This window comes from Streptomyces sp. NPDC054794, from assembly GCF_053611585.1.
This window is the reverse complement of the sequence record NZ_JBSHAQ010000063.1, coordinates 44,300-58,653: the sequence shown is the minus strand read 5'-3', so window position 1 is coordinate 58,653 and position 14,354 is coordinate 44,300. Positions and strand designations below refer to the sequence as shown.

Annotated in this window: 16 protein-coding genes; 1 reads left to right on the top strand and 15 read right to left on the bottom strand. The window is 70.6% G+C overall.

Going from position 1 to position 14,354, the window contains the following annotated elements:
• Positions 1 to 154: 154 nt before the first annotated feature.
• From ygfZ to ACWGKT_RS41395, 8 genes are all read right to left on the bottom strand, one after another.
• Positions 155 to 1,120 (bottom strand): CAF17-like 4Fe-4S cluster assembly/insertion protein YgfZ, encoded by a 966-nt coding sequence (gene ygfZ / locus ACWGKT_RS41430; RefSeq protein ID WP_453277740.1) that lies wholly within the window; start codon positions 1,118 to 1,120, stop codon positions 155 to 157.
• Between the two features lie 10 nt (positions 1,121 to 1,130).
• Positions 1,131 to 1,568, bottom strand: a complete 438-nt coding sequence (locus ACWGKT_RS41425; protein ID WP_453277739.1) for a Fur family transcriptional regulator — start codon at positions 1,566 to 1,568, stop codon at positions 1,131 to 1,133.
• A gap of 59 nt (positions 1,569 to 1,627) precedes the next feature.
• A complete protein-coding gene (locus ACWGKT_RS41420) occupies positions 1,628 to 2,203 on the bottom strand; it encodes an FABP family protein (RefSeq protein ID WP_235453546.1) in 576 nt (191 codons plus the stop codon).
• 229 nt (positions 2,204 to 2,432) lie between these two features.
• Positions 2,433 to 3,269 (bottom strand): hypothetical protein, encoded by an 837-nt coding sequence (locus ACWGKT_RS41415; protein ID WP_453277738.1) that lies wholly within the window; start codon positions 3,267 to 3,269, stop codon positions 2,433 to 2,435.
• Positions 3,266 to 4,129: a hypothetical protein gene (locus tag ACWGKT_RS41410; RefSeq protein WP_453277737.1), complete on the bottom strand. Its 864-nt coding sequence runs from the start codon at positions 4,127 to 4,129 to the stop codon at positions 3,266 to 3,268. Before ACWGKT_RS41410 ends, ACWGKT_RS41415 begins: the two co-directional genes overlap by 4 nt.
• Positions 4,126 to 4,923: a hypothetical protein gene (locus ACWGKT_RS41405; RefSeq protein ID WP_453277736.1), complete on the bottom strand. Its 798-nt coding sequence runs from the start codon at positions 4,921 to 4,923 to the stop codon at positions 4,126 to 4,128. Before ACWGKT_RS41405 ends, ACWGKT_RS41410 begins: the two co-directional genes overlap by 4 nt.
• A 142-nt stretch (positions 4,924 to 5,065) precedes the next feature.
• On the bottom strand, positions 5,066 to 5,536 hold the full coding sequence (locus ACWGKT_RS41400; protein WP_453277735.1) for a COG4315 family predicted lipoprotein: 471 nt from the start codon (positions 5,534 to 5,536) through the stop codon (positions 5,066 to 5,068).
• Positions 5,537 to 5,562: 26 nt separating this feature from the next.
• Positions 5,563 to 9,300 (bottom strand): choice-of-anchor D domain-containing protein, encoded by a 3,738-nt coding sequence (locus tag ACWGKT_RS41395; protein WP_453277734.1) that lies wholly within the window; start codon positions 9,298 to 9,300, stop codon positions 5,563 to 5,565.
• A gap of 214 nt (positions 9,301 to 9,514) precedes the next feature.
• On the opposite strand from ACWGKT_RS41395, the gene ACWGKT_RS41390 reads away from it, so the two are divergent.
• Entirely contained in the window at positions 9,515 to 9,877 is a 363-nt protein-coding gene (locus ACWGKT_RS41390) for a DsrE family protein (protein ID WP_235453540.1), read from the top strand.
• A gap of 33 nt (positions 9,878 to 9,910) precedes the next feature.
• Here ACWGKT_RS41390 and ACWGKT_RS41385 read toward each other — a convergent pair whose 3' ends face one another.
• The 7 genes from ACWGKT_RS41385 to ACWGKT_RS41355 form a co-directional block, all read right to left on the bottom strand.
• Entirely contained in the window at positions 9,911 to 10,174 is a 264-nt protein-coding gene (locus ACWGKT_RS41385; RefSeq protein WP_356148941.1) for a DUF3099 domain-containing protein, read from the bottom strand.
• A gap of 89 nt (positions 10,175 to 10,263) precedes the next feature.
• Positions 10,264 to 10,551: a DUF1416 domain-containing protein gene (locus ACWGKT_RS41380; RefSeq protein WP_356148938.1), complete on the bottom strand. Its 288-nt coding sequence runs from the start codon at positions 10,549 to 10,551 to the stop codon at positions 10,264 to 10,266.
• A gap of 55 nt (positions 10,552 to 10,606) precedes the next feature.
• A complete protein-coding gene (locus ACWGKT_RS41375) occupies positions 10,607 to 11,452 on the bottom strand; it encodes a sulfurtransferase (protein ID WP_356148936.1) in 846 nt (281 codons plus the stop codon).
• Positions 11,453 to 11,584: 132 nt separating this feature from the next.
• Entirely contained in the window at positions 11,585 to 11,665 is an 81-nt protein-coding gene (locus ACWGKT_RS41370) for an Ms5788A family Cys-rich leader peptide (protein ID WP_350751515.1), read from the bottom strand.
• A 198-nt stretch (positions 11,666 to 11,863) separates the two neighbouring features.
• Positions 11,864 to 12,601, bottom strand: coding sequence for an LmeA family phospholipid-binding protein (locus tag ACWGKT_RS41365; protein ID WP_453277733.1), 738 nt, complete (start codon positions 12,599 to 12,601; stop codon positions 11,864 to 11,866).
• Positions 12,602 to 12,755: 154 nt separating this feature from the next.
• On the bottom strand, positions 12,756 to 14,078 hold the full coding sequence (locus tag ACWGKT_RS41360; RefSeq protein ID WP_453277732.1) for a hypothetical protein: 1,323 nt from the start codon (positions 14,076 to 14,078) through the stop codon (positions 12,756 to 12,758).
• 3 nt (positions 14,079 to 14,081) lie between these two features.
• Positions 14,082 to 14,336 carry a MoaD/ThiS family protein gene (locus ACWGKT_RS41355; protein ID WP_356148927.1) on the bottom strand — a complete coding sequence of 85 codons (255 nt, stop codon included), beginning with the start codon at positions 14,334 to 14,336 and terminating at the stop codon, positions 14,082 to 14,084.
• Between the last annotated feature and the right edge of the window lie 18 nt (positions 14,337 to 14,354).

Here is a 14,354-nt window from a genome sequence, read left to right as displayed (position 1 = left end):
TTCCAGCACCGCCCATTGCACATCCGTCAGATCACCACGCGTCACGAACCAAGATCATCCCACGTGCAAGATTCACTTTCGATACACGCCCTAGGACGGGCCGGGCCCGAGACTCTACGGCTCTGCACTGCCACGGCCCCACGGCTCTACGGCTCTACGGCTCTACGACCGTCTCCTGGGCGGCCGCCGTCTCGCCCGCCATCAGCCGCGCGTCCACCGGTACGTTCCGCTTGACCAGGGCCAGCGCGATCGGGCCCAGTTCGTGATGGCGGACGGACGTCGTGATGAAGCCGATCTTGCGGCCGTCGGGGTCGTCGTCCGCGAGGCGGATCTCCGTGCCGTGCACCGGGAGATGGACCTCGCTGCCGTCCAGGTGCAGGAACACCAGGCGGCGCGGCGGCTTGCCCAGGTTCTGCACCCGGGCGACCGTCTCCTGACCGCGGTAGCAGCCCTTCTGGAGGTGCACGGCCGTCCCGATCCAGCCCAGCTCGTGCGGGATGGTGCGGTGGTCGGTCTCGAAGCCGATGCGGGGCCGGTGCTGCTCGACGCGCAGGGCCTCGTGGGCGAGGATGCCGGCGGCCGGGCCGGCCTTCTCCGCGTACGCCTCCAGGTCCGCGCGGGGCAGGAAGAGATCACGGCCGTACGCCGTCTCGCGGACGACGACGCCCTCCGGGACCTCGGCGATCGAACCGGCCGGCAGGCTGACGACCGCGAAGTCGGCCGTGCGGTCGGCGACTTCGACGCGGTAGAAGAACTTCATCGACTCCAGGTACGCGATCAGCGCCTCCTGGGTGCCCGGCTCGACGTGGGCCCAGACGGTCGTGCCGTCGTCCACCAGGTACAGCGCGTGCTCGATGTGGCCGTGCGCCGACAGGACCAGCGCCTCGGTGGCCTGACCCACGGGCAGTTCGCTGACGTGCTGGGTGAGCAGGAGGTGCAGCCAGCTCAGCCGGTCCTCGCCGGTCACGGTGATCACGCCGCGGTGGGAGAGGTCGACGAATCCGGTGCCGTCGGCGAGGGCGCGCTGCTCCCGGAACAGGTCGCCGTAGTGCGCGGCGACACCTTCGTCCACACCTTCGGCGGGGACGGCGCCGGGCAGGGTCAGCAGGGGGCTCTTCATACGGGTAAGCCTACGACTTGGTCATCGAGGCCTTGAGTGTGCAGTCCCTGCAGCGGCCGAAGATCGCGAAATGCTTCATGTCCGTGTCGAAGCCGAAGGTTTCGCGGAGCTTGGCGGTGAAGTCGGCGGCCACGTCGACGTCCGCCTCGATCACGTTCTGGCAGTCCCGGCAGACCAGGTGGATGTGGTGATGGCGGTCCGCGAGGTGGTACGTGGGCGCTCCGTGCCCCAGATGGGCGTGGCTGACCAGGCCGAGCTCTTCGAGCAGCTCCAGCGTGCGGTACACGGTGGAGATGTTGACCCCCGACGCCGTCTTCCTCACTTCCACGAGGATGTCGTCGGGGGTGGCGTGCTCCAGGGTGTCCACGGCTTCGAGGACAAGCTGTCGCTGCGGCGTCAGTCGGTAGCCGCGTTGCCTCAGGTCGCTCTTCCAGTCGGTGCTCACCACACTGAAAGTCTAGGACCACCGGCGCCACGGCCCCCGCTGTCGCGCGGACCGCTTCCCGTCTACTTGAAGAAGGCGATCCCGTCGTCCGGCATGTCGTCGGGCAGGGCCTTGGCCCAGCGCTCGACCTCTTCCGGGGTGACGACCTTCTTCAGGTGGGCCGACATGTAGGGGCGCAGCTCGACCTCGGGGGTCTGCTTCTCGCCGACCCACATGAGGTCGCTCTTGACGTAGCCGTACAGCCGCTTGCCGCCGCTGTAGGGCCGGGAGGCGGCGGTGCGTGCCACCGCGTCCGTGACCAGGTCGATCTGCGGCTTCTTGTCGGCGAGGTCGCCGTACCAGATTTCGATGACGCCGTCGTCGCGGGTCATCGTGACCTCGACCTTGCGGCCGGCGTCGATCCGCCAGAAGCCGGACTCCGACTCCAACGGGCGGACCTTGTTCCCGTCGTTGTCCAGCACCCAGGTGTGGGACCGGTACTCCAGGAAGTCCCGGCCGTCATGGGTGAAGGTGACCTCCTGCCCGAAGTTGCACTTCTCTGAGCCGGGGAAGTCGTGCACACCCGCGCCGGCCCAGTTGCCGAGCAGGAAGGCGAGCGGAACCAGGTCCTTGTGGAGGTCGGACGGGATCTCGATCATGAGCGGCAGCTTTTCCTAAGGTGTGGGTCAGCGCTGGCCCTGGTACAGCTTCTTCACGGTCAGACCGGCGAAGGCGAGGACGCCGACGCAGACCAGGACCAGCAGGGTTTCGAAGAAGATCTCCACGGGTGCTCCTCGGTTGAGCAGGTGCGGTACGTACACAGGACCGGGCCCCAGCTTACGCGGCCGGGGCCCGGCCCTCCCTGCGAGGTGGGCCCTTGCGGCGGGGTCAGTCGAGCAGCTCGCTCTGCAGGACCACGGTCTGCTGGAACGGGACGGCGGCGGCGGTGCCCTTGCGGGACTGGACGACCACGGCGATGACGTCCCCGGCGCGGACGTAGGCCTGCCGGACGTGCTCGGCGCCGTACGGCTTCACCTCGTCGTAGGCGTGGCGCTGGACGTCCTCGATGTCGGCGGCGCTCGGGTAGCCGTCGTCGAACTCGGTCGCGGCGGCGCCGCGCGCGGCGAACACGGGCGAGTCGTACCCGGTGAACTTCCCGTAGACGGTGTCGGCCACCGTTCCCGTGTCGAACTGCAGCAGGTAGATGCGGGTGTGCGTGCCGTCCGTGGTGGTCCAGCCACGGGCCGCCACGTGCCGCAACCCGTAGTCGACGAGCAGCTGGTTCGCGTCGTCCCGGTCCCCCTGCGCCTGGAACACCGCCAGGAAGTCCTTCGTGGCAAGCCAGCCGTCCCTGCCCCGCAGCCCCTTGTCGTCCGTCGCCCCCTCGGGCGCGGGCAGCAGCAGCGCGCGCAGGTCCGCGAAGTGTGACTTGGCCCAGTTCCTCTTGGCGAACGGGCTCGGGCTGCCGGACGGCAGCGGCGGCCTGGTGATCTCCGGGTACGCCCAGCGCCCGTCCGACTCGGTGGCGAGACCGGGCACGTCGGTGCGGTCCATACGCGTGATCCCGTACGCCGCGCCCGCCCCGAGCGCGGCGAACGCCGTGACGACGGCGGTCCACCGAAGTACGGCGCGCAGGGCGCGGCGGTCCCTTGCGGGGGACTGCGGGGCGGGCGGCTGGGCGGCCGGCTGGGAGGTGTCCGCCGCCGTCTGCGGTTGATCGCTCATACGGCCTGTCCCGGATCGTCGATGCGGTCGAGTTGTGCGGCGAAGAACTTGGCGACGAACTTCCCGTCGACCGGGTCCGGCGCGTCCGCCGTGACGCTGACCAGCACGTTTCCGACGTACGCAGTGCAGAACGCGCTGCCCAGGTCGTCGTCGCCGCCCTTGGGCGTCAGGAAGCACCGCGCATCCTTGTGGCCCTCGATCTTCGGGCCCTTGCGGAAGACGTCCGTGGCGGCGAGGAAGGCGTTGAAGGAGGTCGCCATCCGGCGCACGGCGGTGCGGTTGTCCAGGCGCTCCACCGTGACACCGATCGTGATCACGTCCCTGTTGTTGTAAGCAGTTCGGCCGAAGACGTAGCTCCGCATCGCGATGCCCCGGATGCGCTGCTTGTCGATCAGCTTCTCCAGTTCCCGGCGTGTGGATCCGGGCAGGTCCTTGAGCGACTCCTTGCGCACGGCGGTGGCCTGCGCCCCGCTGAGCTCGGCGTCGGCGCCGAACCCCTGGACGTCGGGTCCGCGCTTCGAGTCGTCGGTTCCGAACGGCAGGAGCAGCGCGCTGAGCCCCGACCCGGACTTCGTGTCGTCCTTCGCGGACTTCTCGTCGTCCTCGGCGGCCGCCGGAAACCTCCACGTGGGCCTGCCGGGGTCGCGGTCCGCGTCCTGCACGGTCAGGACGGTGTAGCCGACGCCGCTGATCAGCAGCGCGCCGGCGAGCAGCAGAGGGCCGGCCACGGCGGCGATACGGCCGGTGCGGACGGTGCGAACGGGCTTGCCGGCGCCGGACTCGGCCGCGGACTCGGCCGCGCCGCTCTCGATGATCTCGTGGGTCCCGGGAATCTCGGAGGTCTCGGGGTTCTCGCTCACAGCCGCCCCAACTGCCGCTCGGCCAGTTCCATGATCTCCGCCTTGGGTATCGGCCTGCTGTCGTAGATCTCGACCTCCATGCAGACATCGCCGCGCCAGGCGTACGCCTGGGCCATGTACAGCGGGAGGTAGCCCGCCTTCCGGTCGGGAGTGTCCTGCACGAACGCCATCCCGTTCCCGTCCCCGGTGCCGGGGACGGGCCAGCTGCGAGCGTCGCCCCGGTGCTCGGCCCAGTAGGAGCCGTTCGCGGCCCACTCGGACGCCGCCGGCTTGCTCTCCTGCCGGAACTGCACGAGGTGGATCTCGACATCGTGCGCGTCGCCCACCCGCCACGAGGTGGCGGCCACGCGGCGGATCTCGTCGTCGACGAGGTTGTTGAACGCGTTGCCCGGCCTCTCGTAACTGTCCGCGTACGCGGGGAGGTCCACCCAGCCGTCGACGTCCACCACGTACTTCGTGTCCCGGGCACCCTCGGGCCGCGGAACGAGAAGCTTGCGCAGGTCGCCGTCGGTCCTGACCCGGCGGTCCTGCGCGGCCGACAGCGGCTCGGGCTCGCCCTTGGCCTGGTCGACCACGGGCTGCGAGAGCGGGGGCAGCGCGGTGGGCTCGCGTCCGGCCTGGATCAGAAAGCCGGTGCAGGTGCCTGTCACGACGCCGAGTACGGCGGCCGTGGCGATCATCAGCGTCGTGCGGCCCCGCCGCCGGGGAAGCGGCGCGAAGGCCTGAGGCGACTCGGCCGCCCGCTCCGCCTCGGCGGTCGCCCCCGCCGCCTCGACCGGGCCTATCGCCCCCACCGCTCCGACTTCTTCTTCCGCTCTCTCGGGTACTTCCAAGACGTCCCCCCACACAGCGTGAAGCGCGCATTCCGTGTGCGCGCTTCACAGAGACTCTCGGGTAACACCCGTGGTTGTACGGGAGTTCGGTTACGACTTGATGTCACCCCCCTGGTGCCGCCACAGCCGGGGCCGCCGGGACATTGCGCGGCTGGATCACATGCCAGTGGAGGGTCACTCCGTTGGCGTCGACCGGCTGCTCGTCCGCGGCGTATGTGTAGAGAGGCGAACCGTCGTAGGTGACCTGATCGCCGCCGTCGGGGCGGGAGACCGTGCCGAGGGTGCCGACGATGCCGGGCGGCAGCCGGAGTTCGGTACCGGGTCGGGTGAGAAGTGGCTTACGGGTGTCCGTGCAGGTCGTGACACAGGCGACGGTGCCGCCGTCCTCGCGGTCGTAGCGGTAGAGCGTGTGTCCGTCCGGAGCCGTGAGGACGCGGCCCAGGGCGTCCGTGTCCGCGACCATGACGGTCAGCGGCGGGGGCGTGGGTGCTGCCGCGGGGTGTTGCTGCGGGGCCGCGCCCATGCAGGACGCGACGGCCAGTGCGGCCAGCAGGGGAGTCATCGGTCTCTGCATGGTGCTCTCTCCAGCCCACCGGAGCCTCAGTAGGCGATCTTGACGCCGCTGAGGACCGTGTGATTGTCCGTGTATCCGCCGGTGGCCCCGCTGAACCCGACCCGTACGTTCTGGGGCAGGGTCACCGCGGTGTCGATGATCTGCTGGCCGTCCAGGCTGACCAGCAGGTGCCCGGCGGCCACGCTCACGTCGACCGCGTGGGTACCGGACCGCAGGGAAGGAATCGCGGTCGAGGTGGCCGTGTACTGCAGTGTGTCGCCGGTACCGCCGACGGCCACTCCGACGAAGTTGCTCGAAGGGTCGTTGCCGTTGCGAAAGGTGTCCAGGGCGACGGCGATGCCCGGCAGTCCCGCATAACCGAGGCCGCCGCCACCCGCGCCCAGCGACGTGGGGGGCGCCTTGGCGGGATCGAGCAGGAGGAAGGCCATGCCGTCGGCGCCACTCCCTCCGCCGATCGAAGCGGTGAAGTGCGCCTGCAGCCGCGCCGACGGTACGGCGGTGGCCTGGAGGGCGGACCCCTTGGTGTTGGCGTCCGTCTTGGTGAGCACCAGGTTGGTGCCGGACAGCCCGGCCGAACCGTTGAAGGTCCAGCCGTTGGGCCCGGGCGGCGGCACCGCGTAGGCGGGGGCGGTGATGCTCACGTTCCGGACCGTATGGATGTCGGTGAGCCCGCCGGTGCCGCCGGTGAAGGCCAGCAGGGCCGTGGGGCCGAGCGAGGGCACCGCGGTCCGCAGCAGCTGCGTGCCGTCCATGGTGACCGTGAGGGTGGTTCCCGTGACGGAGACGGAGACGGCGTGGGTGCCCGAGCGCAGGTCGGGCACGGCGGTGGTGGTCGCCGCGTAGGTGAGGTTGTCGCCGCTTGCCGCGGTGGCGATGCCGACGAAGTTCGCCGACGGTTCGGACCCGTTGCGGTACGTGTCGAAGGTGACCGCCACACCCGGTTGTCCCGACCAGCCGAGGCTCCCTCCCGTGCCGCCGAGCGCGGTCGGGGTGGTCCTGGCCGGGTCCAGGAGGCTGAAGGTCAGACCGTCGGCGCCGCCCCCGCCGCCGATGACGGTCGTGAACTGTGCCTTGAGGCCGTCGGTGACCACCGGGACGGGGAAGACCGCGGAGCCCGCCTGGTTGCTCACGGCCTGGGTGAGCTGGAGGTCGTTGCCGGAGAGCTGCGCGGATCCGTTGAGCTTCCAGCCGCCGGCCGATGGCGCCGGGACGGTGACCCCGGTGCCGGCCGTGGTTCCCGTACCGGTGAGCGTCTCGTTCTGCGGGCCGCGGCCGTCGTCCGAGGTGAGCAGGTAGGTGCCGGTGGCGGCACCGGCGGAGGTCGGGGAGAAGGTGACGGCCTGGTGCACCACGTCCTCCGGGCCGATGACCTGGCCCTCGCTGAGCGGGTTGCTGACCTGGAACGGAGCCGTGGGCGGTGCCGCCTTGGTGATGGTGAGCGGGATGTTGCCCGTGTTGCTGATGTCGAAGGTCCTGGTGACCGACTGTCCGACCGGTACCTGCCCGAAGTCGGTGGAGGTGGGCGTGACCGTCAGCCGCGCCTGTCCGACCACCGCCGTGCCGGTCAGGTTCACGGTCGCCGTGCCGTTCTGCCCGGTGACCGAGAGCGTCCCGGCGTTGTCGCCGGCGGCCGTCGGGGTGTACTTCACCTGGACGGTGACGGACTGCTGGGGCTGGACGACGGTGCCGGCCGCGGGCAGACCGGTGACGCTGAAGGGGGCGCTCGGCGGACTGGTGGCCGAGATCGTCTCGGCCTCGGTGCCGGTGTTGGTGAAGCTCACGCCCAGGGTCTTGGACGTGCCGGTGGCCACCGTGCCGAAGGCCAGCGCGGCCGGGACGGCCTTGAGGCCGGACTGGACCCCGTATCCGGTCAGGCCGAGCCCGATCGTGCCGGCATCGGTGGTGAAGTTCAGCACCGAACTGTCCGCCCCGGACGTCGTCGGTGAGAACGAGACCGGCACCGAGTACGTGTCGCCGGCGTGCAGCGTCGCCGGAAGACCGGTGGGTGCGGCGGAGAACCTGCTGCCCGACTGCGTGGACACCGCTGTGACGGTCACGTCACGGGTCGCGGTGACGGTGGCCGTGGCCTTGCCGGTACTGCCCACCTGTACCTTCCCGAAGTCGACCGGGTTGCCGGTCAGCGCGGTACTCGACGGACGGCCGAAGGCGAGCACATGGCCGTCCCTCGTGCCGACGTAGACCCGTCCGCCGTCGGTGGCGGGCACGGTGAACTTGGACGCGACGCCGATCGGGCCGGACCAGCGCAGCTTCATCGTTCCGTTCACCGGCACGGCGTCGTAGGCCCGCAGCTGGCCGTTGCTGCCGTCCGGGTAGACAACCCAGACGAGGGCGGAACCGGGTGTGGTGCCCGTGGAGGTGACCACCGGCGAGCCCGTGGTGTAGTCGAAGTTGCCGGTACTCGCGCCCGCACTGGACAGCGCGGGCAGTCCCGAGCCCGTGACTCCGTAGGCGAAGGCCCGCAGCGGGCCGTGGCTGCCGACCGTGTACACATAGCCGCCCTCGCCCCCGTACGCGGCCGGGTGCCCCCAGACGCCCTCGTACGGACCGAAGTTGCCGAGCACCCCGTCGGTACCGCCGGGCCCTTGGCTGCGGCCGCCGAGGTTGTCCCGGTCGAGGAGGAAGAGCCGGCCGTCCTTGCCGATCTGCACCATGAGGTGGGGATGCTGACTCGTGCCGAAGGGCGAGCCGGGCAGCGCGACCGGACCCCCCGAGCCGAGGTCGGTGTCGTTCTGGTCGAGCTGCGGGGCGTTGGTGGGGCTGAAGAAGTCCTGGGCGGACATCGTGCCGTCGCTGTTGACGCCCAGCCGCACCACCGACTCGGCGAGCTGGCCCGGAGGCTTCGAGCCGGGGCCGGGCGCCGGGGAGACTCCGTTGCCGGTGGTGAAGAAGATCCTGCCGGGCCCGTCGGAGACCAGGCCGCCGCCGCTCATCCAGATGCCGGCCATGCCGTTGGCGGCGGAGTCCTCGGTGGCCCACAGCGTGGTCGCACGGGTCGTGGTGTTGACGCCCAGCACATAGCCGACGTAGGTGCCGAGGTCGCAGTACGAGGCGAAGCCCGCGTAGACCGATCCGTTCATCAGGAGCAGGCCGGGGCGCTGGGCGGCGCTGTACGCGTTGAAGGGGTGGCCGGGGTCGTTCGTGGGCGCGCCCTGCACCTTCACCGGCCAGCCGCTGCGCTCGGCACCGGTGGCCGCGTCGAGGGCGTGGATGTACCAGCTGGGATGCTTGGTGTCGGGACCGTCATTGACCCTCGCGGTGAGGTAGACGGTCTTGGTGGCCGGGTCGTACACGGGGGTCGAGGTCACCCCGATGTTGGGCGTCAGGTCACCGCAGCCGATGGCCGAGGCCGGCCATGGCGCACCGAAGTCCCTCGTCCAGTTGATCTTTCCGGTCGCCGAGTCCAGTCCGTAGGCCTTGTTGTTCTCGGTGGCGGCGACGACGGTCTTTCCGGCCACCAGGGGCTGGGCGTAGACCTGGCCGTCCACGGCGGTGGAGAACTGCCGGCCGAAGTCGGAGCTGGACACCTGGGAGGGCGACAGACCGGGCTCGTCGGAGTCCCAGCCGGTACGGAGCGTGTCGGTCGAGACCGTCGTGACGTCGGCGCGCGCCGGCGAGGCCGTCAGCAGCGGCAACGCTCCTGACGCCACGGGCAACAGACAGGCCGTCAGCAATGCGGTCAGGAACCCCGGCAGCCGACGGCCCGTCAGCCGGAGGCGGGTCACCGGTCTGCGCGTGCGGTTCATACACCAACCCCTGAACGCGATATGAGAGGGCGGAGACAGGTTCGTTCCGCCGGTGCTCATGATCGGCCGGAGGGGTCGTCATCCGTTCGATACCGGTCCATCCGCCCGCCGTTGTCCACCCGGACGGGCCAAGGAGCGCCGCCGCTCCCTACGCAACGACAAGCGGGGTGCCCACCGCGATCCGGGCCGTGAAGACGCGCATTACTCTTCCGGCATGGCGAAGAAGCTCGTGATCAAGGTGACAGCGGGGGCCGACGCTCCCGAACGCTGCTCTCAGGCGTTCACGGTCGCGGCGGTGGCCGTGGCCAGTGGGGTGCCGGTCTCGCTGTGGCTGACCGGTGAGTCCTCGTGGTTCGCGCTGCCGGGACGGGCCGCCGAGTTCGAGCTGCCGCACGCGGCCCCGCTGCCCGACCTGCTCGACTCGATCCTGGCCGGTGGCGGCGTGACGCTGTGCACGCAGTGCGCGGCCCGCCGCGAGATCACGGAGAAGGACGTCATCGAGGGCGTACGGATCGCGGGCGCGCAGGTCTTCGTGCAGGAGATCATGGGTGACGACACCCAGGCCCTCGTCTACTGAGACCGGCACGGGAACGGCCGCACAGGGCCTGCCCTAGGACCGCGGCCGTTTCTTGCCGTCCAGCTCGTCCCACCACTCGTCCGACTGGGGATCGCCCGACGGGTCGTCCCACCAGCGGTCGTCGGGGCCCCGCCGGTTGGCGACCATCGCGGCCACCGGCGGGATGACCATGGCCACCAGGCACATGCCCACGGCCGCGGGAATCGACCACAGACGCACGACCGCCCACGCCAGGACGAAGAGCGTGACGCAGGTCCCCATCATGGCGAAGTACAGGTGCCGTCGCCGTGCGTACATGCTTCCAGCGTAGGCCCGAGCATGCCGAAGGGCCGCGCCCGAGAGGTGTCCAACCCGGTGGGCGCGGCCCTTCAGCCGTACGGGGTCCGTCAGACCGCGATCGCGACCTCGGCCAGCCCGCCGTGCTGGGCGACGACCGTGCGGTCGGCGGTGGCGCCGGGCACGAGGGCGCGCAGGGTCCAGGTGCCCTCGGCCGCGTAGAAGCGGAACTGTCCGGTGGCGGAGGTCGGGACCTCCGCGGTGAACTCGCCGGTCGAGTCGAGGAGACGGACGTAGCCGACCACGGGCTCACCGTCGCGGGTCACCTGACCCTGGATCGTGGTCTCACCGGGCTTGATCGTCGAGGCGTCCGGGCCGCCGGCCTTCGCTCCACACATGTCTTACTCCTGAAGAAGGGGCTGGAGAGGGGTCTAGAGAGGTCGGTCGAAGGTCCTACTTGTTGGCGCCGAGCTCGATCGGCACGCCGACGAGGGAGCCGTACTCCGTCCAGGAGCCGTCGTAGTTCTTCACGTTCTGCACGCCCAGCAGCTCGTGCAGCACGAACCAGGTCAGCGCGGAACGCTCACCGATGCGGCAGTAGGCGATGGTGTCCTTGGCCAGGTCGACGCTCTCCTCGGCGTAGAGCTCCTTGAGCTCGTCGTCCGACTTGAAGGTGCCGTCGTCGTTGGCGTTCTTGGACCACGGGATGTTGCGGGCGGTCGGCACGTGGCCGGGGCGCTGGGACTGCTCCTGCGGCAGGTGCGCCGGGGCGAGCAGCTTGCCGGAGAACTCGTCGGGCGAACGGACGTCGACCAGGTTCTCCGAGCCGATCGCGGCGACGACCTCGTCGCGGAAGGCGCGGATGGAGACGTCCTGCGCCTTGGCCTTGTAGTCGGTGGCGGCGCGCTCGGGCACGTCGGTGCCGTCGACCAGCTCGCGGGCGTCCAGCTCCCACTTCTTGCGGCCGCCGTCGAGGAGCTTGACGTTCTCGTGGCCGTACAGCTTGAAGTACCAGTAGGCGTACGAGGCGAACCAGTTGTTGTTGCCGCCGTACAGGATCACCAGGGTGTCGTTGGCGATGCCCTTCTTCGACAGGAGCTTCTCGAAGCCCTCCTGGTCGACGAAGTCGCGGCGGACCGGGTCCTGAAGGTCCTTGGTCCAGTCGATCCGGATGGCGTTCTTGATGTGGTTCTTCTCGTAGGCGGACGTGTCCTCGTCCACCTCGACGACGGCGATGTTCGAGTCGTCCAGGTGCTCCTGAAGCCAGTCGGCGTCGACCAGGACGTCGCTGCGGCTCATGCTTTTCTCCTCCGGGGCAGTTGCGGCGGGGCGTGCGAAGTGAGGGTGCGGACTCCGGCTCGGGCCGGGGGCGGCGCACGGGTGCCCTTCCAGCAGGGCGGGCGAGGGATGCGGAAAGACGCGAGTTTCCGCTCAGAAGGGGCGACAGAGCATGGCGGCAACGCGGCACAGGTCTACTGCCCGCCGCTTTGTGAGATCCGCCTGTCGCTTCATGCGGTCGATCGTAGGGACGGACAGCCGGGCGTGTCACCGGGGTGTCGTATTTTGAGATGCGATCGTCCGCGATGTGAGAACAGATGACCGCCCGGGGTGCCGCCGCACGGCTCCCGGGCGCTCGTTTCGCGCCACGCATCTACGGTACGGACGTGGGCGTCTCGCCTTTCGGACGGCCGGCGTCCACCACCGCGTTTCCTACCCGGCCAGCTTGACGTGGGAACCCTTCACGGTGATGTCCACGCCGTCCTGCGCCGCCTGTACCTTGTCCAGCTGGATCCCGCCCGGCAACTGGTCGATGGCCTGCTGGAAGTCGGTGATCTCCCGGACCCGGTTCTCGGCGAGGTCGATGCCGCCGAGGCTCGGCATGTTGTCGGCGTGCACCTTGACCTTGTTGTCCTGGACGGTGACCGAGCTGAGCGCGTAGAGCGTCTTCTGCAGTTTGAGGGCCGGGACCTTGACCTCCACCGCGACCTTGATCTTGCCGTTGCCGCCGTCGGAGAGGCCGACCACGCGGGCGGTGACGCCGGGGGCGACCGGGGTCGGCTCGGACTTGGCCGTCTTCAGCAACTCGTCGTAGGAGACCGTCGCGGTGCCCGTGGCGGTGGCCGCGGTGGCGGAGCTGTAGTCGCCGGAGAACTCGACGCCCTTCATATGGGCCTGCAGGTCGTCGATCCGGATCTTCTCGGCGCCGTTGCCGGTGGCCGCCTCGTAGTCCTTGATGCCGACCTCGACGTCGTCCAGCGAGCCGCCCGCGACCTGGGTGAGGAAGGGGAAGCCCTTGATGGACACGTCCGGGGTGGCGGCCAGGTTCTCCGTCGTCCGCAGCTTGTCCGCGGCCTCGCCCTCCGCGAAGTGGACCGCGACGCGGTCGGCGATCACGAACAGAGCGCCGATGATCACGACGACGATCAGGAATATTCGCAGGGCGCGCATTCTGGTGTTCCCCCGGCTAGGCGGTCGGCTGACTTCAACCGTATCCGCGCGCGGCGCCGCCGCCGGGAATTTGTCGATCACCTGTGACAGGCGGCACCGGACGCCGCCCGGGACGGCGGCGGGTGACGGGCGGGCCCGGGGCCCGCCCGTCGGGTCAGCCCAGCGCCCGTCCCAGCAGCCACACCACCGGCGCCGCCGCCGACAGCGGGAGGGCGACGCCCGCGGTGAAGTGCACGAACCGGGACGGGTAGTCGTAGCTCGCGACCCGGTGGCCGATCAGGGCACAGACCGCCGCGGCGGCGCCGAGCAGCGCGCCCTTCGCGCCCAGCCCGGTCATGCCGCCCACCGCGATCCCCGCGCCGGCCGCGGCGAGCAAGGAGACGGCCACGGAGGCCGGGGTGGGCAGCGGCAGGGCCCGGGCCAGGACGGCGACCGCGACGGCCGCCGCGCCCACCGACGCCGCGTGCGCGTCGGCGCCCAGGTAGCCCGTCGCGATGATCGCCAGGGCCGAGGAGGCGACCGTGGCCATCAGGCCGTACATGCGCTCGTCCGGGGAGGCGTGCGAGCGGAGCTGGAGGATCAGGGACAGCAAGACCCAGACGCCCAGCGGGCCCAGGATCGCCGCCGGCGCCTGGTCGCGGCCCGCCACGAGCACCGCCGCGTCCGCCGTGAGCCCGCCGGCGAAGGCGAGGGCGATGCCCTGCCGGGCCGGCCACATGCCGTTCAGCCGGAACCAGCCCGCCGCCGTGACGGCCTGGAGCACGACCAGTGGTACGACCAGGGCGTACGAGCCGACAGCCGCCGTACCGGCCAGCAGCAGGCCCAGCACCGCCGTCAGCGCGGCCGGCTGCATACCGGGCTCGATGATCGGCGAACGCCCTTCCATCCGGGCACGCTGGGCGTCGGTGACACGGGAGTTGCCGGCGAGCGTGGCGGGACCGTAGGTGGGCCCGCCCTCGGCATCCTCGGCCCCGGCGCCGGGGCCGGCGGTGGGCTCCGGCTGCTGGACGGGAGCCTGAACCTGCTGGTGCTGGGGAGCAGCCTGACCTTGCTGGTGCAGGGGAGCGACCGGGCCCTGGTGCGCGGCGGGGGCCGCCTGCTGATAGCCGGGGGCCACGGGCGGCCGGTCGTAGTTCTGCGGCGGCATGTACGCCGTCTCCGCCGCGGACACCGGCGCGTGCGCCTGCGTCTCCCAGGTCTGGCCCTGCCACTGCTGGGTGTACTGCTGCTGGTCGTAGCCGGCGGCGTCGAAACCAGGGGTCCCGTAGCCGGAACCGGCGGCCCCGTGGGCGGCGGACCCGTAGCCGGACTGGCCGTAGCCCTGCTGGCCGTAGCCCTGCTGGTCGTAGCCCTGCTGGCCGGACCATCCCTGCGCTGCCTGGGGAGCGGCGTTCGGTGCCTGCTGGTACGGGTCGTGACCCGCGTACCCCTGATGGCCCTCGTACCCCTGGTAGCCCTCATACGGCTGATCGGTCATCGCTCACCCTCCTGCGAACGGTGGGAGCACCTCGACCGTGCCGCCCTCGGCCAGCCGTACCGTCTCATGTCCGCGGGTGCCCACAGGGTCACCGTCGATGAGGAACGAACATCGCAGCAGCACGCGCGCCAGTTCACCGGGGTGTCGCTCGCGCACGGCGTCCAGCGCCTCGGCGAGGGTCGCCGCGTCGTACGGCTCCTCCGCCACCCCGGCGGCGGCCTTCGCGGCGGCCCAATAGCGCACCGTGACCTTTGCCATCTCGTCCCTCTGGTCCTC